This window comes from Butyrivibrio sp. LC3010, assembly GCF_000424385.1.
GTDB lineage: Bacteria > Bacillota > Clostridia > Lachnospirales > Lachnospiraceae > Butyrivibrio.
The window spans coordinates 95,700-114,564 of the sequence record NZ_AUJU01000021.1 but is presented as its reverse complement, the minus strand read 5'-3'; the positions used below and the strand labels follow the sequence as shown (position 1 = coordinate 114,564).

Below are 18,865 nucleotides of genomic sequence, written 5' to 3'. Positions count from 1 at the left end.
GAAGCTTATCAACTTTGAACTTTTGATATTTGGGAGAATGGGAATCGTCGAAAGCCCACTGTTTTAGCGGTATATATCTGCATATGAAGTTTACCAGCCAGCAATTCTGCTGATAGAGTTGGTGGATGATTTCAAGTAAATAAAGTATAATGTTCACGAGCATTGTCTCCTGGTTTTTTGTGAGTTTGGTCGCTGACATTATACCAAAAAGGGAGGTCAATGCTCATTTTATTTTGAACTCCCGATAAATCAAGGCTTTAGAACAAAAAAGAGGTAGTAAATTTGACACTACCACATAATAGATGGAATAGGTGATTATGAAACATCCCATATCGGCGCCAGAGTAAAATGGAGATCCAGCACCGACAGTAAAAGATAAAATAAGAATCTCCAAATATGAAAAACCGGAGCATCACTGCTCCGGCTTGCAAGTTCATTATTCAGTTTTATTTAACCTCGTCGGTTGAGCCATCCTTTTTAACAACGATCAGCTTGCATCCAAGTCCGAAAGCTGCTACAGAACCTGCGATAAGCGCCCAGGGTGCTGCTGCAAGACCAAGGATTCCTCCGATGATTCCTACATTTACAGGTACGCTAAGAACGATTTCGTTATCCTTCTTAATCTGAATTCTGTCAACGTTACCTTCCTCAACGATTTTCTTAAGCTTATCAATGAGGTTCTTTACATCTTCGCCAATATCCTTTGTCTGAGGCTGAATGAGTTTAACAGCTTCATCAACGTTTCCTTCTGTTTTCTCAAGGGCTTCCTTGGCTGTTTTGTACTCAACTCCTGTGAGCTCCATTACCTTTTCAATAGCTTCGAGTGTTATATTCATTGCTGCTCCTTTCTGCGTTTCCGCAACAAAACTTACCTTGCGTAGTTATTTAAACAGTGAAATCCTTCTGTTTATATAACGATAATAATACATAAAAGTCTTCAGATAAATTCATTATACAGCAAATTTCAGATACTTATTTTTCCTATTCCGCATTTTTATAGATGGAATATCATAGGATTCCGAATTTCTTGAGAGATTAAATAATATAAAATATATGGCTTATCTTATCCTCTTCTTTTTTGTATACACAAAATAATACACAATAAACAGGACAGATGTGGTGCACCAGGTCACTCTATAGCTCATCTCAATTGTTTCAATACTTCTGTGTAACGGAAATACAGCCAAAACCCATATTACACGGAGCACGCAGATTCCACACAGGGTAATGAGCATGGGAATCAGGGCATCTCCCATTCCACGAAGTGCTCCCGCCAGAATCTCAACGCAGATGTATGTTATATAAAAGGGTGCCAGATACAGAATCATCTGAACCCCTATATCTATTACCTTCTGCTCTACCACGAAAATTCTGAATAATGTATCTCCGAACAGGCATATCAGTGTGCTCAGGGGTATAGTAATAATTGTTGAAATTATCAGCGCCTGTCTCACACTGCTGCGGACTCTGTCATATTTTCCTGCGCCATAGTTCTGTCCGGCAAAGGTTGTCGCAACGGTTCCAAGGGCACCTATGGTCATCCAGAAAAGCACATCTATTTTCCCGTAAGCAGCCCAGGCAGAAGCCACATCCTTGCCGAGACTGTTGATTGATGACTGGATCAGAGTATTTGAAAGTGTATAGGTGGTTGTCTGAAAACCGGCAGGTATTCCAATCCTCAATATTCTTGAAAACATCTCGGAATCTATTCTGATTTTCCTGATATCGAGCTTATAGCTACTGTCAGTTTTAACAAGAATAAATACAACAGCTATGGCACTTACAAGCTGGCTCAGGATTGTAGCAATGGCAACACCGGATACTCCGTAGACATCTCCCATTCTGCCAAGTCCAAGAACGATTACAAACAGAACATCCAAAAATATATTAACGAGACAACTGATAATAAGTACGTAAAGTGGTCTTCTTGAATCACCGACCGCCCTTAATATTCCTGCACCCATGTTGTATATCAGATTCGGAATCATTCCCAAAAAGAAAATTCTGAGGTACATTGTGGCTGCTTCGGACTGCTCCAGAGGTGTGTTCATCGCACTGATTATCCATGGAGTTATAAGCACTCCGATGATGGTAATGGCCGCTCCTGCTGCAATTGAAAACGCTATGGCGGTATGAACTGCTTTTTCTATCTCTATACGTTTTTCTGCTCCGAAGAACTGCGAAATAACCACAGTCGCACCGGAGGACAATCCAAGAAAGAACCCTAAAAACAGATTGACCACCATTGCTGCAGAACCGCCAACTGCACCGAGTGCATCACTTCCGACAGTTCTTCCCACTATGATGGCATCTATTGTGTTATACAATTGTTGAAAAAAGGCTCCCAGAAGAAGTGCAAAAAAGAAAGTCAGCATATTCTTCCAAATAGAGCCGGTTGTTATACTTTTACTTCTCATATTCCTTACAAGCAGGACTTACCTATAAACTATTTAAGCCCATAAATTCCAAACATTCTGTCCGGCATATAAAATTCATCCTTTGTGGCATATATCCTGTCCCCGACAGAAATATCGGTCATTACTTCACTAAAGCCGAGCTTTTCCATTACTTCAACATCCCACTTGGGTCTGTCAAAAGAGCTGATAGACAGCATGTGGTATATCTTGTGGCATTCTTCTTTCATGGCATCATTAACTTCACTGTGCGCACGGTTTTCACCCCAGTTATACTTGTGAAAGCCCTTTGCATACTCAGCGTCAAAAACCAGAAGCTTTCCGCCTTTTTTAAGTAATCTATACCATTTCTCGTATGCCTGAAGGGGATGCGGCAGCGTCCATACCAGATTCCTCGTCACGATAACATCAAAGCTCTCTTCAGGAAAAGTTGGATTTTCAGCGTCCATAAGCATAAGCTCAGCATCGATATTATGCCTTTCAAGAAGCTTTTTGCCTTCGCCTATCATCTCAGGAGTAAGGTCAATTCCCGTAACCTTATATCCAAGCGGTGAAAGTACCGCCTCGAAAAAACCGCTGCCACATCCTACATCAAGGATTGACAGCTCTTTTTTCTCAGGTAAAAGTTTCTGAAATTCATTTCTCCAAAGATTCACTTTTTCACTGTGAATCTCAGCATGTTTATGTATTGCAAAGCTCTCTGCTCTTTTAGACCAATAGCCTACAACTGTTTCTTTTATATCCGCGGATTCATCCTCAAATGGTATATTCTTAATCTCACTCATCTACATCATTTCCTTGCTTTTATCTGAAAACATAGTGACAGGGGGCGTTATTTCCTTGCCCTTACCATAAACATCGGGGACAGAACATTATTTCCTTGCTCTTACCATAAACATCGGGGTCAGTGCATAATTTCTTTTCTCTTCCTCTGACCATATATGCTGTCCGATGTCCCATATGCTATGAAAATCTCTCATTCCCAGACTATTCAGGCATGCTTCATCCCACTTTGGTCTGTCAAGACGGCTAAGGGGCATCTGTCTTGCAATTGACTCCATCTCGTCCTCATCCGTTCCGGCACAGTAGTCCTCATATCCATCAGATACGAGTTCCTGGCGGTTGTCCAGAAATGCAGTGTGCTGTTCTTCATCAAATAAATAGTGATACCAGTTTGCATCAAAATTGAGAAACAATCCGTCCTTTTTAAGCACACGGCACCACTCGCTGTAAGCCTTTTGAGGTTCAGGAAGATTCCAGGTGAGGTTCCTCGATATAATCACATCGAACCTGCAATCCTCAAATTCAAGCTTCTGTGCATTCATCTGCTTATATACTATTTTCTCAGATAAGTCTTTGGCGTTTTGCTTTGCCTCTAAAAGCATGGCCTCAGTAAGATCGATGGCTGTAACCTTATATCCCATCTCGGTCAAGATTATTGAGAAAAACCCCGGTCCGCATCCTATATCCAAAATAGAGATCTCACTTCTGTCTCTATTAGGAAATGCAGTATTTATCTCACTTTCCAGGTGTTTTTTCCAATTGTTCTTTTGAACACCATTAAGTTCATCTAAATTCACAAGTGTATACCCGGGCGCTCTGTTTGTCCAGTAATCTCTGTTTCTATTTATAAGTTTTTCTGACATAGCTATTTGTAACTCCGTTTAATACCAATTTACAGTAAATTGCTTCGTGTTAACATGACGTTTGTAACACAATTTGTACTAGCGAAATATCTTGACTGAATTTCGCCTAGTTTACAGTTATGACGCTTGAGAGAAGAAGCTTTGTGTATGCGTCCTTTGGATTGCTTATGATTTTAGATGTTTCGCCCTCCTCAACACAGACTCCGTTTTTCAGCACCATGATTCTGTCACACAACGTGCTGACAAGAGCCAGATCATGCGAGACAAATATTATGGATAAGTCATTCTTTTTCTTTAGTTCCTCTAAAAGCTTTACTACCTGTGCCTGGGTTGATACATCAAGAGCGCTTGTGATCTCGTCACACAACAATATATCTGCATGGGACAAAAGCGCTCTCGCAATCGACATTCTCTGGCACTGACCTCCTGAAAGTCTGCTAGGCTTTTTATCAAGAAGCTCCTTATTTAGTCCTGTCTTTCCTGTTATCTCAAGTATTTCCTTTTCCGTTGCCCCGGAAATCTCCATAAGAGACTTTCTCATGGTCATCCTTGGGTCAAAGGAACCATAGGCATCCTGAAAAATCATCTGCAGAAATTTGCCTGTTTTAACTATACCGGCGCCTTTATAGCTCTCTCCTTTATACAAAAGATCTCCCTTATCAGGCTTTTCTATTCCTGAAATAATTTTCAAAAGCGTGCTCTTGCCGCTTCCGCTTTCTCCGACAATCCCCAGAATTTCGCCTTTTTTCAGGCTAAAGCTCACATCTGATAAGGCTTCTACTTCCCGTGTATTTGCATTATATTTTTTACTTATCTGCAATCCGGACAGAATATCTTCTCTATTATCCATTTACTACTCCTGCCAGCTTGGGCACATCCTCAATGAGCCTTTTTGTGTATTCCATTTTGGGAGATGTAAAAATCTCATCACGGCTGCCATATTCGATAAATCTTCCATTTTGCATTATTCCTGTATAGTCAGCCATTTTCCGGGCAATACCAAGGTTGTGGGTTACCATGAGTATCCCTACATTTTTCTCATCACGATAGTCACACAAAAGATCCACGATAGCGCTAGCGGTTGTAACATCAAGAGCACTTGTGGCTTCATCGCAAAGTAAAAGCTCAGGTTCAAGGAGCATTGCGGCTGCTATGGCAATTCGCTGATTCATTCCGCCGCTCATCTCGTAAGGCCTGCTTCGTAGGATTTCCTTTCCACCTGATAGTCCCACCTTTTCAAAAATATCAAGTATCCGGCTCTCCTCATAAGGCATCCTGTGTGATAAAAAAGTCTCCTTAAACTGGGCATCAAATCTCCTTAACGGATTAAACGAGCCTGCCGGATTCTGTGGAATTATCCCTATTCCGTTCCCCATAAGAGCTCGACGCTTTTTAGGATTCAAATCGCTAATCTGCTGCCCTTTAAAAGAAACTGAACCGGAATTGATATAAACATTTTCAAATCCGCAGATAGTCTTAAGAAGCGTGGATTTACCGCTTCCACTCTCACCAACTACGCAGACAATCTCTCCACGCGAGATGGAAAAATCAATATCTTCTATGACATTTCTTTCTCCGTAACCGGCAGAAAGACTATTTACATTAAGCAATATGTCTGACATCTTATCACCTTTATGCATTATCTCTGTATTCAAGAACAGCATCTCCGAGATAGTTAAAAACAACTATAGTAATGATTGTCGCAGCTGCAGGATATAGAACAGCCCAGGGTGCAATCTGTATGTATGCTCTTGCTTCACTTATCATGGATCCCCATTCTGCCTTAGGTGCAACAACTCCAAGCCCCAGGAAAGAAAGTCCCGAAATGCCGATCATGGTCGTACCTATCTGGGTAAGGGCGCTAATAAGCACAGGCTCAAGGATATTTGGAAGAATATGCCTTATGATAATATAGGCTCCACTTTTTCCTGCAAGCCTTGATGCCGTTATAAACGGCATCTGTTTTACAGTAAGGGTGTGACTCCTTGCCAGTCTTGCAAAACTGGTCCACATGGTTATTCCAAGGGCTATCATTGCCCCTCCAAGTCCTCCGTCCAAAAGGCCTGCAACCGCAATAGCTACTACCATCTGAGGAAAGGCGAGGGTCAGATCTGCAACGCGCATCAGTACTTCATCTACTATTCCGCCGTAATATCCACAGATCATTCCTATAAGAGTCCCTATGAAAAAAGATATGGCAACAAGAAAAACAGTTGAGGATATTGTGGTTCTTGCTCCGTAGAGGACCCTTGAAAATACGCACCTTCCAAGATTATCAGTTCCAAAGAGATACTCCGCTGATGGTGCCTTCCTTATCATGGTCGCATTCGTGGCATAAGGATCATTTGGTGCAATCACTTCTGCCAGCAATGCCACTACTATCAGTATTATGGCGATCATGGCTGCAATTATAACTTTTCTTTTTAACTTAAGTTTCTTACTTTTCATACTTCCACCCTGGGATCGATTACTTTGTTTAACAGATCGGATAAAAGATTGATACCTACATAAATAGTCCCCATGATTATTACAAATCCCATGATCACCGGGTAGTCCCTGGCATTAATGGAATCCATTACAAGCTTTCCGATGCCGGGCCAGCGGAATATTGTCTCAATAACTACGCTTCCGCCCATGAGCACACCTATCTGCAAAGCTATGATCGTAAAAATATGTCCTATAGAGTTATAAAAAACATTTTTCAGGAGAATATATTTTTCCTTCACACCCCTTAGTCTTAATCCCGTCACATAATCCTCAGAAAGCTGGGTTAAAACCTCTGTCCTTATCATTCTTGAAAATCTGGCTATCATCGGAATTGAAAGTGAGATCACAGGCAGAAAGAGCCCCTGCAGATTACCCTCTGCGATAATCGGAAACATATTAAGCTTTATGCAGAAAAAATACATAAGCAGAACTGAAACCAAAAAGTTAGGTAATGAATTGCCGATAAAAGAAAGGAGTCTTACAACATGATCGATCAGTGCATTCTTTTTTACCGCAGCTACAAGTCCCAAGGGGATTGATATGATAAGTGAAAACATAAGACTTGAAAGCGCCAGAACTACAGTATTTTTTAGCCCCTTAATGAGCTTTGGTGCAACAGGCATATCATCCTTAAAGGATATTCCGAAATCTCCGTGAATGATTCCCCACAGCCATTCTCCATAGCGCACGAAAAAAGGGCGCAAAAGCCCCATTCTTGCCCGCTCTGCATTTAGCACTTCCTTTGTAACAGCAACGCCCTGCGAAGAGAGACGTTTCTCCGCAGGGTCGCCGGGTGCCAGATACATAAGTGCAAAAGTCAAAAGACTAAGCACTACCAGTAAAAGTATTAATTCTATAATTCTTTTAATTACTTTATTATTCATATATTTATTTTGTGGTATTAGCATCTATTCCATAAAAATCGAAAGGAATATTTTCTGCAAATCCGCTTACTCCGGGCTTCATGACAGTTGTATGGTTAAACAGTCCTACATATCCGAAGGCATTATCATCAATTGCTATCTGAATGATCTTGTTAGCAAGCTCTGCTCTCTTTGCAGAATCAGTTTCAATGCGGAGCTCCTCGATCATCTTCTGACATTCATCATTCTTAAAGCCAGCCACATTGTAATATGCACCGTCTGCCAGTGTTGAATCAATAAAGTAGAGCGGATCACCGCATTTATCTGAAATCATGCAATACAGAGCAAGGTCAAAATCAGCGTTTGCAATGTATGTTGAATCAGGATCTTCCTCAACTGTGAGATAAGAATCTATTCCCACTGCCTTAAGCTGTTCCTGCATAAGGATTGCAAGAGTATCAAGGGAACGTGCTGCATAATAAGCAATGTTAAGCTTTATGGGCTGTCCGTCTTTTTCATAGATACCATCAGCATTTAATGTGTATCCATCTTCCTCAAGAAGAGCTTTTGCTTTTTCTGTATCTACTGCAGGGATTGAAACCTTGCTGTAGGCAGCTGAACTCGGGAAAGGTGCTGTTGCAGCTGTTACTGTTCCTTCAAGATATGAAGCAATAGCTTCCTTGTCTATAGTGAGATTTACCGCTGCTCTTACCGCACCGTCCATTGTGTTCTCATTGAGGATATAGAACTGAAGTCTAGTTCCTTCAACGGAAACCACATTGTATTTATCAGGCTCCTGCTTGTAAACCTCAAGAGCTGCTGATGATACGCTGTTGTAGCAATCGATTTCTCCACTCTGCATTGCAAGAAGCTTCGGATCATCCTCCTGCATATAATAGAAAACCGCTCCATCGAGATTAACATCTCCGCCCCAGTAGTTTTCATTTTTTGCAACCTTTACATCACCTTCAGGAACAAACTCAGTGATAACAAAAGGTCCGGTACAAATAGGATCATTATCAAAATCAGTTGTGTTTTCAAGATCGATGATACCGAATTCAGGGCTTGCCAGGTCGCTCTTAAGTGTGGGATAAACCTCGTCACCTGTATTTACTACAATTGTCTTATCATCCGGTGCTTCATAGGAAAATGTACCGAAAATATCGAATCTTCCGTTTATCTCTGCAACTCTCTGGATGTTTTTTATTACCATCTCAGCTGTAAGTGGTTCACCATTGGAAAACTTAACATTATCCTTAAGTGTGATCGTCCATGTTGTGCCATCTGAAACTGCATCCTTGGCAAGACACGGAACAGCAGTACTTGTCTCATCAAGCTTAAAAAGTGCCTCTGAAAGACCATATATTGAAGTGTACCAGCCATAGTATTCTTTATGAACGTCAAGACTCGGATACGCAAATGATGCAGCCGTACGAAGAATATTGTCACCATCTGATGTCTTTTCTTCTTCATCTGAAGCTTCTACTACTTCTTCCTGCTCTGTAGCTTCATTTGATTCTACTGTACTCTCGCTGCTCTCTTTAGCACTATTGCCACATCCTGCAGCTGAAAAAGCCATGGTTGTTGCCATCGCAAGCGCAAATAACTTATTAAATTTTCTCATAATTATCCTCCGCTTTTTTATTTTCTGCGATTTAGGATTATATCATTAAGAAAAAATTTATTTAAGCCCCCCGGGGGGTATCAATATTCATCCAGGAAGTTATGCCTTACACCCTTTTTCTTATAGCCGATAACAGTATCTATATTTACATTTTCAACACTTCTGAAAATGTTAGCTTCAACAAATGGATTTTCCTCTTTTAACCTGGCGATCAGCTTCTTTGTCTCTAGACGTTTTGAAGCTGTTGTTCCGTCCTCATGGCAGGTAGAGCAGGTCTCGGTGAAGTGACATGCACACTGCAAAAAGTGAAGATCATTATAGTCACGCCATGCACATATATCACACTCTCTTACAAGATAAAGAGGTCTTATAAGCTCCATTCCCTCGAAATTAGTGCTGTGAAGCTTGGGCATCATTGTCTGGATCTGTGCTCCGTAAAGCATGCCCATAAGGATCGTCTCAATAACGTCATCGTAATGATGTCCCAGGGCTATTTTGTTACAACCAAGCTCCTTCGCCTTGCTGTATAAAAAGCCTCTTCTCATTCTTGCGCAGAGATAACAGGGATTATTCTCAACAGTATCAACTGCGTCAAAGATATCGCTCTCAAATATTGTTATCGGGATTCCCAGTGTCTTTGCATTACTCTCGATAAGCGCTCTGTTTTCCTTATTATATCCGGGATCCATCACAAGGAATGTCAGATCGAACTTAACCTGTCTGTGCTTTTGAATCTCCTGGAAAAGCTTCGCCATAAGCATTGAATCTTTTCCTCCCGAAATACAAACCGCAATATGGTCTCCTTCCTCTATGAGGTGGTATGTTTTACATGCCTTTGCAAAAGGAGAGAAAAGCTGCTTATGATACTTCTTTCGTATACTCAGCTCCGCCTTATGGTGTCTTTCTTCCATATCAGAAGAATCCGCAGCCTTGGCACACACATAGCCTGTATATCCGCCCTCAAGGCTGAATGAAGTTCTTTCTTTTAAAAAGTCTAATTCTTCGTCATCAATATAACGGGTCTTTCTTCCAAAATCACAGTAAAAAACCAAAGTCTTTTCCATAGGGATCTCAGATATCTGCTTAGCTGCTTCCTCTAATGAATCATCGAGAGAAATCGCTACTGCTCCGGGGATGATCCCGTAATCTCTGACTGATTCCTCTCTTATATCTATAAGCTCATAGGAATCTCTGTTAAGCTTCTCAAGTTCTTTTAATGATATTTCCTTCATTTTAATTTCCTTATAAATACTACATATTCCTGATGGGGTGACTTTCCGAACAATAACGATGAAAATCGTTCGAAATCCTATATCTACTGACCGAAAGATATCCTTTATTATTATCGCTGTCAACCGGCGGAAAAAAAATTAAGAATTTCTTAAAAAACATTTCATCCGCTTCGTGCTAAAATATCATGCGTAAATAAATTAAATTATTCCAGTTTTATTAAAGGAGTCCTAATATGCCAGATTTAGCACTTTTTCCTTCAAGAATCACTATTGACGGTTTCGTTTATGACAAGCAGGGATACAATGATATCGGTGGTGTCTTCTACAATTCCAAGGATAACCCGTCCGATATTACAAGTAAATTCATCAGCCTTTATCCTGATGGAAAGCTTACCTATCTCTTTGACGGATTAGAGTTTATTTGGAACAAGGATTTCCAGGTTGTAAAATAAAATTGAATTATGTATATGACGGAGTCTTCACTATGAAGGCTCCATTTTTTTGCTCTGCCCAAATAAGAATTTCGCTTGTGAAATTCTTCCGTCGCAAACGGCACCTGGTAATTACTAATGTCGCTTACAATATAATACGATATTCAAAAAAATCAACCCCAAACCGAAAAAACGGGTATATAAGCAAGACACTTATATACCCGGTAGTAACATGACAATATTTATTATTTTTACATTTTCAAAGAATTAACTCTCTCGATGCAGGCTGAAATTGTCTTTAGAAGATCTGAAGCTTTTATTGGTTTTCTCATGAATTCCAGTGCTCCATGCTTATAAACCTCTAATTCCGTCTCATCCTGCTCATTACCTGTCATGAAGATTACAAATATTGCTCTTCCGAAGCGTTCATGCAGGATATCCATCATTTCAAATCCTGTCATCTGCGGCATAAGATAATCACAGAGGATAATATCAGGTCTATGTCTCTCATACAGCTCAATACCCTCTTGTCCTGATGAAGCACTTAAAACACTGTATTCATTTGACAGAATTCTTTCAAGCGTCATAAGAATAGTTGGATCATCATCAACTATCAGTATCTTCTTATCAAACATAAATACCTCCCCAACGATAATTTGAACAGATATTATTCCTTAAAATCATTATAAATTCATAAAAAGATACTATTCAATAGAAAATGAATTTTTTTACGTTTTTTTAATAATTCTTAATCGTCTGTTACGAAAAAGATAAAACCTATCATTTTCCATCAGGAAAACTTGTAAATGCATCCCTTTCTATCAAAGGTTCTCCGTATTTCTCCTTAGCATCAGCGATAGCCTTCATCATAAAGGTCATATTTCTTGCGAGATTTCTCATTGTCTGAAGTCCCTCAAGATCCTTCTTTACATCCTCAGCAGTAAATCCGTGAACCTGATTCCAATAGGTGCTTGTGGCTAAAGGCATTCCACTTATAGTGAAATATTTGTTCAGAGCGTCAAAAGCTGCGGTATTTCCACCTCTTCTGCAGCTGACAACCGCAGCACCTACCTTAAGATTTTTTGAAAATGAAGTGCTGTAGAACAATCTGTCCATAAATGAAAGGATTGTTCCATTGGGAGAAGCATAGTAAACAGGGCTTCCAACCACAAGTCCGTCCGCTTCCTCAAACTTTTTTGCAACCTCATTCACAAGATCATCTACTACACATTTTCCATTCTTGCTGCAATATCCACAGGCAACACAGCCGCGGATATCTTTGTTTCCAACCTGAATAATCTCTGTCTCAACGCCCTCTTCGTGAAAAATCTTAATCATCTCATCAAGCGCTGTAGCTGTGCAGCCGTTTGCCTTCGGACTGCCATTTAATATTAAAACCTTTGACATAAAAAACCTCCACGTTTCTAATGAATCTGCCTGTCCTGACGGTACTTCTCCATATACTCCAAATTTATTTCACGGATTTCTTTTCTGCCATCGATATAATCCTGATAAATATCCCATGGGCTGCCTCCGCCAAGCCAGCATGAAGAACAGTTCTCACAGCCGCCTCCGCAATCCAGTGAGTTCTTTATTATCTGTTCCCGTTCTTCTTTAGTTGTATCTTTGATCAATATTGATTTCATAGGCATTTGCCTCCTTACCTATTTAATCATTTTATTTTTTCAAACACTGCGCTGAACTCCCCGGGTGTACTGCTGCCCCAGGCAGAGAAATCAAACTTCTCTTCCAGCGCACTTTGCACCGTTACTTTATATTTTGTATTTTCAGAACCATCCTCAACTTTCTCTATCGTCACATTGAAAAACTCCATGTCATCAGACCAATTCTTCTTGGCCTCCATAGTGTTTGAATTAACTCCATCCCACGGAACGCTTAATGCCAGCGCTGCAGGAGAATCTTTTCCGTCAAAGAAATTGAGATAACTTCCCATATAATAGGAAGGACTGAACTTGACACTCGCATCTTTATATTCATAAGAAAATTTGCTATACCATAAGGAGTCCTCGTTTACCCCTGTAAATGCTTCTTCTCCGCCAACGTTATAAATTACATAATAGTCTGCAGGTACTTCACTGAAAATATCTCTGCTTAAGAATATCCATGACTGACAAGCTTCTGACATTTCAGACATATCAGCCCCCGGAGTATATATCAGGAAATCATCTGCATCCTCGAACCCATAGGGACTTGAGTACACATATAAGGTATCATCGACAATTTCCTCTGTTCCGATTTTATCCTTGTCTTCTATATTTAATTCAAGGAGCTTTGTCGAGTAAATGTTTTCTTTATCCGTAGGCTCAGGATCCGAGAACTTTCCTGAGAAATTACATATATAAAGCGTTCCATTCGGATACCCTTCTCCAATAACCCCCATATCAGCATCATAATATTGTCCCTTAAAAGAGCCATCCTCCGAGATCACTATATCCGTACTCCATGCACCTGCACCACTTGTAAATGAAAAATCGGCAGGTATCTCAGAAAAAAGATTGATTTTTTCACGTTTCATAAGCCAGCTGTATGATTCAGGAGTGATTGTTTCACCTTTCCGGCAGTCAATTTCCAAAACAGCATCAGCATTTTTATCATCCTTAGCCGTAAGCTCTATATGTAGAAATTCATCCGCTGACACATAATAGGCAGTTCCTGCGCTTTCCCTATATTCAGCTGTAACCGTATATTCATTTCCAAGACAATCCAGAAATACGTCTGCCGGCATCTCAACTATGGAGCCTGTGAAAAACGATGATAAACCTCCTTCCAATCTTAAAAAAGTCGCATCATCATTCAGTGGATAGTCAAAAGTATCATCATTCCAGGTACCAACATAAACCACTCCGGCATCAAGATCAGTGCATGGTGCGAGGTATCTTCCTGCGTGCAGAAATTCTGCTTCGCCACCACCTGCCTTCACATAATCACCATAGGTTGTATCAAAATATGCAATAGCTTCCGGCTTAATGTGTTCGACCATCTTAGACGGATCCTTAGATGCTAAATTATTATTGGAACTACCAGTAGTATTTTCACTTTCTGTAACATCATTGCTATTTATATCATCTTTGCTTTCGGCAGCATCATTGCTATTTGTATCTCCTTTGCTTCCGGCAGCATCATTGCTATTTGTATCTTCTTCGCTTTCGTCAGCTCCTTCACTCTTTGAAGTAGCACCTCCACCATCTGCTATATCATCGCCATTCTCCGGATTTTCAGATAAATCAAACGTACCTGATGCCCCGGATGCGGTCGTCACATTAGCGGAAGAATTTGAACATCCCATCATAAGAATTGCACATAATAGAACACTTGAGAGTCTTCCCGCTCTCTTAATAACTTTTATCTTCCTCATAAATATATAAGCCCCCTCAATATATAAGAAAATTGACAATAGTTTCCTTTTCTGAATTATACCATAGAATATTTCTTTTCTTCAGGCAATCAATATTCATGTTGGATAATATCCCCCTTCTATGATTGGCACAGTCTGGCAAACCCAGGATTTATCGGCACTCCCTCTTGTTAGTTTTCAAAAGTCTTAACATTTTTCTTGACCTGATTCACCTTAAGGAATCAGGATAAAAAACTTTATTCAAAAATATTTTAACAAATTTAATTTATGTGGATTTATAAAGTTTCCATATGCTATGATTTATCCAAGAAAGAAACTATATATAAAAAAAGTAGGAGGAGAAAGGTATGGATGCAGCGATTGTAGCTATTGCTGTTCTTGTGATTGGTGTTGGGGCACTTACAATCAAAAGAAGAAGAGAAAACTCAAACAACGAAAACAAGTAATCAAAATTATTTACATCAAAAAACAAAAGGCTTTATTGAGAAAACTGCACCTCGGATGAGATGCAGTTTTTATTTTCGGTCATTCCTACCTATGATTTTGATAAAGCTAGTGCTACTGTCATCAAATAAGTCGAGGTATTTAATGACAGCAGCACTAGTAAACTTACACACTTAACCTGATACTCACTCGAATTGGACTTCCGCCATTCCTCACCCCTCAGAGAGTCAGATACGTTGCGTCACATATCTTTTAGAAAAAACCTGTTCATTGCACTGTGCACAACTTCCTTTGGCCGCTCTATTTCTTTATATCCACTCTTTTGGTATATGTGAATTGCTGCCTGAAGGTTATCATGGGTTTCAAGATAGGATTTTCTAAATCCGTATTCCTTCATTCTTTCTTCTACATACGATATCATTTTATACCCCAGCCCTTCTCCCTTAGCTGAATCAGCAAGATATAATTTCTGAAGTTCTGCAGTATCCTCCATTGGTGGGAATTTTGCATAGCCTATACCACCCACAAGATTTCCTTTTTCATCCTCAAGAACATAGTATTTCTTATCTTCTGTCCCATAGAATTCACTGAGGTGATCCAGTCCATCATCAAAATAAACAGTTCCCGGAATATCAAGCTTATGATTCTTTAGATTAGATCTGATAATTGCAGCCAAAGCCTTATCATCAGCTTTGTTCAAAATTCTGAAATTGTACACTTAAATTCTCTTCCTTCCCTTATGAATCAGTCCATTCACGTACTTGCTCTATTGTGACTCCCTCTGCGGCCTTAACCCAAAGCCCCCCTATCAGTCCATTCGCGAACTTGTTGCGTTGAGCCATTAACATTTTAGGCTTTTTTTATAACTTTTTAGCAATTGGCTTGGATAGCAGAGTAATTAAATATTGTATAATTATTCGTGTACTGTTCTATTTTAACTCTTCTATATGCTTACTTTAATTTGATTTAACCACATTGTCATCAGACGTCGATCACCTCATTGACCTCTTTAGACTTTTAGATTACAAATCATATCTATGTACTTTTGTCGATAAATATAAAAGCAACTACATCAATCGTAACATCTTTTGTCATCTTCGAAATAGAGGTAATGCTATGCTTCCAAAGAATATTATAAAACGTAAAGATATGTTAAATTGCATGCTCTGTAAGGATGCACCCTGCAAAGTATGTCCAAAGTTTGATCCATCAATGGCGCTTCGCAGCATTTGGTTTAACAATGAGGATGTGGCATCTCTAAGGCTTCCTGAAGGCACTCCCTGCATGGGATGTGATGCCCCATGTGAAAAAAGTTGCCTACGTAGTGAAGGTCTTCCGATAAAGGCACTAATGACGAAGCTTTATGAGGAAGTAAGACCTATGGCGGAGACTGATATCCCCTCTGATGAGGATCGGTTAAAATGCGATCTTTGCGGCATACCTCTTGAAAATCCCTTCCTTTTATCATCTTCTGTAGTAGCATCAACCTACGATATGTGCGCAAGAGCTTTTGAAGCCGGATGGGCAGGTGCCTGCTTTAAGACTATATGTAATCTGGATATCCATGAAGCATCTCCACGCTTTTCAGCGATAAAAGGTGATAACGGAACTCTGCAGGGGTTTAAAAATATTGAGCAGTTATCTGACCACAGCCTTGCAGAAAACATGGGAATTTTCAGAAAACTCAAGCAGAATTACCCTTCTAAATTTATCCTTGCCTCCATAATGGGACAAAACGAAAAAGAGTGGGGCGATTTAGCCAGAATCTGCGAAGAAAATGGTGCTGATGCCATTGAACTTAACTTTTCCTGTCCAAACATGCAGGAGGATGGCCTGGGTTCAGATATAGGCCAGGTGCCTGAGCTTGTGGAACGTTTCACCAGAGCTGCCAAAAGCGGAACAAAGCTCCCCGTACTTGCAAAGCTCACTCCAAATGTAGCTGCTATGTCTCCTTCTGCCGAAGCTGCAATTCGCGGAGGTGCGGATGGAATAGCTGCCATAAATACTATCAAGAGCATAGTCGACATAAGTCCATTTACCTTTGTGTCTGCGCCTGCCGTAAAAGGTAAGTCTGCTGTAGGTGGTTATAGCGGGAATGCAGTAAAACCGATTGCTCTTCGTTTTATATCCGAGCTGGGACTGCATCCTGATATGAAAGGAAAACACATATCCGGAATGGGTGGAATTGAGACCTGGAGAGATGGACTGGAGTTTATACTTATGGGCTCCGGATCCTTGCAGGTAACAACGGCAGTAATGCAGTACGGTTACAGAATAATTGATGATCTGAAATCAGGTCTCAATTACTATCTTGCACAAATGGGAATCAAATCCGTAAAAGATATAGTAGGCGCAGGACTGGACTCTGTCAGCGACACAACGGATGTACTTGAAAGAGATACCATCCTTTTCCCTAAATTTGATAATGATAAATGCATCGGCTGTGGCAGATGCATAATATCCTGCAATGACGGAGGTCACCAGGCAATCCGCTTTGAAAACAGAATTCCAAAGCTTGATGGCTCAAAGTGTGTTGGATGCCATTTATGCCTTTTGGTATGTCCACAGGATGCCATTAGTCCCTCCCGTAAAAGAATAAGCAGATAAAAGCTATACCCTACCAATCCATTCTTTTATAATTCGTGCATTTGAGACGGGTGTATCCACAAGGTTCTTTGGAATTGTCAGTTCAATTTCTACATGCATCCGTCTCTTGTTTCTTTGGCTGTTTTCCACCCTTGTTATGACTGCGTGCGCATTTACTGCAGGATCTTCCAGAAGTGGAAGTACTATGTAATACAGCTCATCTTCGTCGAAGGATACACTCCCGAGCACTTTCCCTGAAACCATCTCTTCTGCCACAGCTCTGTCATCTCGCAGAAAAAGATTAAGAGGTTCATTATTTATCTGTTTCGATACTCCCCGTCCTGCAAGAGGTTCTTCTTTTATAAAACCATAGAATAAGTAAACCTCTTTATCCTCATCCTCGCGGACCTTCTTGCCCAGCTTCCTTGCGGCGTCTGCAGGAAGTACATACTCCTGCATCATTAGATGAAAGATATTCTTAACCTTTTCCGGTGTTAGAATTATGTCGTGATCTGTCATGACATCTTTGCAGGCTTCCAGGACGCTTTTCGTAAACATGGAAAATTCCTCCATGTCCGGGTCCCAGACAAACCTGCCTCTTGCCATTTTTGATGGCGGAAGAGCTTCATCATATATCCTGAATTGGAAAAAAATATTTCTCTCCGAAAATGCAGCCCTGTTCTCGAAGGCATCCCAAGTAAACTCATATGTATCATGGACCGGCTCGCCTTCGGATTCCCGAATTTTCCGGTAAGCCTCGATAACCCGTCTGATCATTTCATCGTCTTTTGACTCTCTTTTTCCTGCAGGATCAGAATCGGGATGATACATAATGAGGAGTTTTTTATACCTGGCTTTAATTTCTCTATCAGTGTTTTCCTGTGATACTCCGAGTATCTTATATGCTTCCTTAAGTGTCACTGCCATCTCCCGGATAATATGAAGTGACCTCACATTATCCTATACTCCATTAGTTGTTTCTGTTAAAAGGGTCGAATCCAACAGGCTCATCTGTGTCATACTGCTGCGTCTGCTGATACTCTATAGGTTCAACATCCTTGATAACAGCTGTTCCGTCTATGATATCGTCACTGTCATTATTATTATCATAGGACTTATCCTCTAAATATTTTGGATCATCCTCCATAACAAGCGCAGCTATTATGTATGCCGGGATACCAACTCCGGTAAAAAGCACAGCAAGTCCCACACCAATTCGAACCAGTGTCGGATCTATTCCGAAATACTCGGCTATACCGCCGCATACACCAAACAACTTTTTATCATGACTTTTATAAAGTTTCTTTCCATTCATAAATATTGTCCTCTTTTGCTCTCCTTTAGAAAAAATTTTTATCTGCCCAGGTCCTGTAGTACCAAAATCATTGCCCATTCACTTCGTTCATGGACTACCGGGCTCTTAATCACTCAAATCCCTCAAGTCTCATCATAAAAATAGAATACTCATCATTCTGAAAATCAAGATCAGGAGAATTCTCCCCTCCGCCATTGGTACTTCTTTTTATTTCTGCATAAAATTCCTCGCCCTGGTTAACCATATCCATTACAGACATTGGAAAGCCATTATCAGTAGCTATTTTGCAAAAATCTGACAGAGGATTTTCAGAATTCCTTGTTCCCAGCAGCTTATCCCTAAGTACGTGATCAGCAGATGCTTTTGCCAACAATTCATCAAGTTTTTCAGTAATCTCCATCGCCATGTCCTCCTCTTGTGTATTGGCACGATTACTTCGTAATCCTG

At 40.3% G+C, this 18,865-nt stretch carries 20 protein-coding genes and 1 pseudogene; 2 read left to right on the top strand and 19 right to left on the bottom strand.

Features of this window, described 5'->3' with window-relative positions; genetic code table 11:
- The 11 genes and pseudogenes from G622_RS27055 to G622_RS0113555 all read right to left on the bottom strand — a co-directional run.
- Nucleotides 1-157 (bottom strand): annotated as a pseudogene (locus tag G622_RS27055) (transposase); the annotation flags it as partial.
- A 289-nt stretch (nucleotides 158-446) separates the two neighbouring features.
- Nucleotides 447-836: a DUF4342 domain-containing protein gene (locus G622_RS22980; protein ID WP_049945861.1), complete on the bottom strand. Its 390-nt coding sequence runs from the start codon at nucleotides 834-836 to the stop codon at nucleotides 447-449.
- 222 nt (nucleotides 837-1,058) lie between these two features.
- The gene (locus tag G622_RS0113595; protein ID WP_044914767.1) at nucleotides 1,059-2,417 is read right to left on the bottom strand and encodes an MATE family efflux transporter; all 1,359 of its coding nucleotides are present in this window, start codon (nucleotides 2,415-2,417) and stop codon (nucleotides 1,059-1,061) included.
- A gap of 29 nt (nucleotides 2,418-2,446) precedes the next feature.
- On the bottom strand, nucleotides 2,447-3,199 hold the full coding sequence (locus G622_RS0113590; protein ID WP_026511158.1) for a class I SAM-dependent methyltransferase: 753 nt from the start codon (nucleotides 3,197-3,199) through the stop codon (nucleotides 2,447-2,449).
- An 87-nt stretch (nucleotides 3,200-3,286) separates the two neighbouring features.
- On the bottom strand, nucleotides 3,287-4,060 hold the full coding sequence (locus G622_RS0113585) for a class I SAM-dependent methyltransferase (RefSeq protein ID WP_026511157.1): 774 nt from the start codon (nucleotides 4,058-4,060) through the stop codon (nucleotides 3,287-3,289).
- 106 nt (nucleotides 4,061-4,166) lie between these two features.
- Complete coding sequence (locus G622_RS0113580) at nucleotides 4,167-4,910, bottom strand: ABC transporter ATP-binding protein (RefSeq protein WP_049945860.1); 744 nt, start codon at nucleotides 4,908-4,910, stop codon at nucleotides 4,167-4,169.
- On the bottom strand, nucleotides 4,903-5,715 hold the full coding sequence (locus G622_RS0113575; RefSeq protein WP_049945859.1) for an ATP-binding cassette domain-containing protein: 813 nt from the start codon (nucleotides 5,713-5,715) through the stop codon (nucleotides 4,903-4,905). The genes G622_RS0113580 and G622_RS0113575 overlap by 8 nt, the downstream gene beginning before the upstream one ends.
- Nucleotides 5,693-6,508: an ABC transporter permease gene (locus G622_RS0113570; RefSeq protein WP_026511154.1), complete on the bottom strand. Its 816-nt coding sequence runs from the start codon at nucleotides 6,506-6,508 to the stop codon at nucleotides 5,693-5,695. Before G622_RS0113570 ends, G622_RS0113575 begins: the two co-directional genes overlap by 23 nt.
- Complete coding sequence (locus tag G622_RS0113565; protein ID WP_026511153.1) at nucleotides 6,505-7,431, bottom strand: ABC transporter permease; 927 nt, start codon at nucleotides 7,429-7,431, stop codon at nucleotides 6,505-6,507. The genes G622_RS0113570 and G622_RS0113565 overlap by 4 nt, the downstream gene beginning before the upstream one ends.
- Before the next feature lie 4 nt (nucleotides 7,432-7,435).
- Complete coding sequence (locus tag G622_RS0113560) at nucleotides 7,436-9,034, bottom strand: ABC transporter substrate-binding protein (RefSeq protein ID WP_026511152.1); 1,599 nt, start codon at nucleotides 9,032-9,034, stop codon at nucleotides 7,436-7,438.
- 80 nt (nucleotides 9,035-9,114) lie between these two features.
- Nucleotides 9,115-10,266 (bottom strand): ATP-binding protein, encoded by a 1,152-nt coding sequence (locus G622_RS0113555; protein ID WP_044957686.1) that lies wholly within the window; start codon nucleotides 10,264-10,266, stop codon nucleotides 9,115-9,117.
- Between the two features lie 233 nt (nucleotides 10,267-10,499).
- Between G622_RS0113555 and G622_RS0113550 the strand changes: the two genes are divergently transcribed.
- Entirely contained in the window at nucleotides 10,500-10,718 is a 219-nt protein-coding gene (locus tag G622_RS0113550) for a hypothetical protein (protein WP_026491417.1), read from the top strand.
- 230 nt (nucleotides 10,719-10,948) lie between these two features.
- On the opposite strand, the gene G622_RS22975 is transcribed toward G622_RS0113550, so the two are convergent.
- The 5 genes from G622_RS22975 to G622_RS0113515 form a co-directional block, all read right to left on the bottom strand.
- Complete coding sequence (locus G622_RS22975; protein WP_049945858.1) at nucleotides 10,949-11,332, bottom strand: response regulator; 384 nt, start codon at nucleotides 11,330-11,332, stop codon at nucleotides 10,949-10,951.
- A 145-nt stretch (nucleotides 11,333-11,477) separates the two neighbouring features.
- Nucleotides 11,478-12,104 carry a flavodoxin family protein gene (locus G622_RS0113540; protein ID WP_026511150.1) on the bottom strand — a complete coding sequence of 209 codons (627 nt, stop codon included), beginning with the start codon at nucleotides 12,102-12,104 and terminating at the stop codon, nucleotides 11,478-11,480.
- Nucleotides 12,105-12,121: 17 nt separating this feature from the next.
- Complete coding sequence (locus G622_RS22970; RefSeq protein WP_044957684.1) at nucleotides 12,122-12,343, bottom strand: hypothetical protein; 222 nt, start codon at nucleotides 12,341-12,343, stop codon at nucleotides 12,122-12,124.
- Nucleotides 12,344-12,369: 26 nt separating this feature from the next.
- Nucleotides 12,370-14,073: a hypothetical protein gene (locus tag G622_RS24730; protein ID WP_049945857.1), complete on the bottom strand. Its 1,704-nt coding sequence runs from the start codon at nucleotides 14,071-14,073 to the stop codon at nucleotides 12,370-12,372.
- A 685-nt stretch (nucleotides 14,074-14,758) separates the two neighbouring features.
- Entirely contained in the window at nucleotides 14,759-15,235 is a 477-nt protein-coding gene (locus tag G622_RS0113515; protein ID WP_026511149.1) for a GNAT family N-acetyltransferase, read from the bottom strand.
- A gap of 398 nt (nucleotides 15,236-15,633) precedes the next feature.
- Here G622_RS0113515 and preA point away from each other — a divergent pair, with 398 nt between their 5' ends.
- Nucleotides 15,634-17,124, top strand: a complete 1,491-nt coding sequence (gene preA / locus G622_RS0113510; RefSeq protein WP_026511148.1) for an NAD-dependent dihydropyrimidine dehydrogenase subunit PreA — start codon at nucleotides 15,634-15,636, stop codon at nucleotides 17,122-17,124.
- A gap of 3 nt (nucleotides 17,125-17,127) precedes the next feature.
- Here preA and G622_RS0113505 read toward each other — a convergent pair whose 3' ends face one another.
- The 3 genes from G622_RS0113505 to G622_RS0113495 all read right to left on the bottom strand — a co-directional run bounded on the left by G622_RS0113505 (nucleotide 17,128) and on the right by G622_RS0113495 (nucleotide 18,818).
- Nucleotides 17,128-18,057 (bottom strand): J domain-containing protein, encoded by a 930-nt coding sequence (locus tag G622_RS0113505; protein WP_155831493.1) that lies wholly within the window; start codon nucleotides 18,055-18,057, stop codon nucleotides 17,128-17,130.
- Between the two features lie 16 nt (nucleotides 18,058-18,073).
- Nucleotides 18,074-18,418, bottom strand: a complete 345-nt coding sequence (locus G622_RS26915) for a PspC domain-containing protein (protein ID WP_081675322.1) — start codon at nucleotides 18,416-18,418, stop codon at nucleotides 18,074-18,076.
- Nucleotides 18,419-18,527: 109 nt separating this feature from the next.
- Entirely contained in the window at nucleotides 18,528-18,818 is a 291-nt protein-coding gene (locus G622_RS0113495) for a Nif11-like leader peptide family natural product precursor (protein ID WP_026511146.1), read from the bottom strand.
- Nucleotides 18,819-18,865: the final 47 nt, after the last annotated feature.

Bases quoted from the DNA above. Each gene is read 5' to 3' on its own strand.
- G622_RS0113580 (WP_049945860.1), bottom strand. From the start codon at position 4,910: ATGGATAATAGAGAAGATATTCTGTCCGGATTGCAGATAAGTAAAAAA.
- preA (WP_026511148.1), top strand. From the start codon at position 15,634: ATGCTTCCAAAGAATATTATAAAACGTAAAGATATGTTAAATTGCATG.
- G622_RS22980 (WP_049945861.1), bottom strand. From the start codon at position 836: ATGAATATAACACTCGAAGCTATTGAAAAGGTAATGGAGCTCACAGGA.
- G622_RS0113585 (WP_026511157.1), bottom strand. From the start codon at position 4,060: ATGTCAGAAAAACTTATAAATAGAAACAGAGATTACTGGACAAACAGA.
- G622_RS0113540 (WP_026511150.1), bottom strand. From the start codon at position 12,104: ATGTCAAAGGTTTTAATATTAAATGGCAGTCCGAAGGCAAACGGCTGC.
- G622_RS24730 (WP_049945857.1), bottom strand. From the start codon at position 14,073: ATGAGGAAGATAAAAGTTATTAAGAGAGCGGGAAGACTCTCAAGTGTT.
- G622_RS0113560 (WP_026511152.1), bottom strand. From the start codon at position 9,034: ATGAGAAAATTTAATAAGTTATTTGCGCTTGCGATGGCAACAACCATG.
- G622_RS0113550 (WP_026491417.1), top strand. From the start codon at position 10,500: ATGCCAGATTTAGCACTTTTTCCTTCAAGAATCACTATTGACGGTTTC.
- G622_RS0113495 (WP_026511146.1), bottom strand. From the start codon at position 18,818: ATGGAGATTACTGAAAAACTTGATGAATTGTTGGCAAAAGCATCTGCT.
- G622_RS0113555 (WP_044957686.1), bottom strand. From the start codon at position 10,266: ATGAAGGAAATATCATTAAAAGAACTTGAGAAGCTTAACAGAGATTCC.
- G622_RS22975 (WP_049945858.1), bottom strand. From the start codon at position 11,332: ATGTTTGATAAGAAGATACTGATAGTTGATGATGATCCAACTATTCTT.
- G622_RS0113570 (WP_026511154.1), bottom strand. From the start codon at position 6,508: ATGAAAAGTAAGAAACTTAAGTTAAAAAGAAAAGTTATAATTGCAGCC.
- G622_RS26915 (WP_081675322.1), bottom strand. From the start codon at position 18,418: ATGAATGGAAAGAAACTTTATAAAAGTCATGATAAAAAGTTGTTTGGT.
- G622_RS0113595 (WP_044914767.1), bottom strand. From the start codon at position 2,417: ATGAGAAGTAAAAGTATAACAACCGGCTCTATTTGGAAGAATATGCTG.
- G622_RS0113565 (WP_026511153.1), bottom strand. From the start codon at position 7,431: ATGAATAATAAAGTAATTAAAAGAATTATAGAATTAATACTTTTACTG.
- G622_RS22970 (WP_044957684.1), bottom strand. From the start codon at position 12,343: ATGAAATCAATATTGATCAAAGATACAACTAAAGAAGAACGGGAACAG.
- G622_RS0113590 (WP_026511158.1), bottom strand. From the start codon at position 3,199: ATGAGTGAGATTAAGAATATACCATTTGAGGATGAATCCGCGGATATA.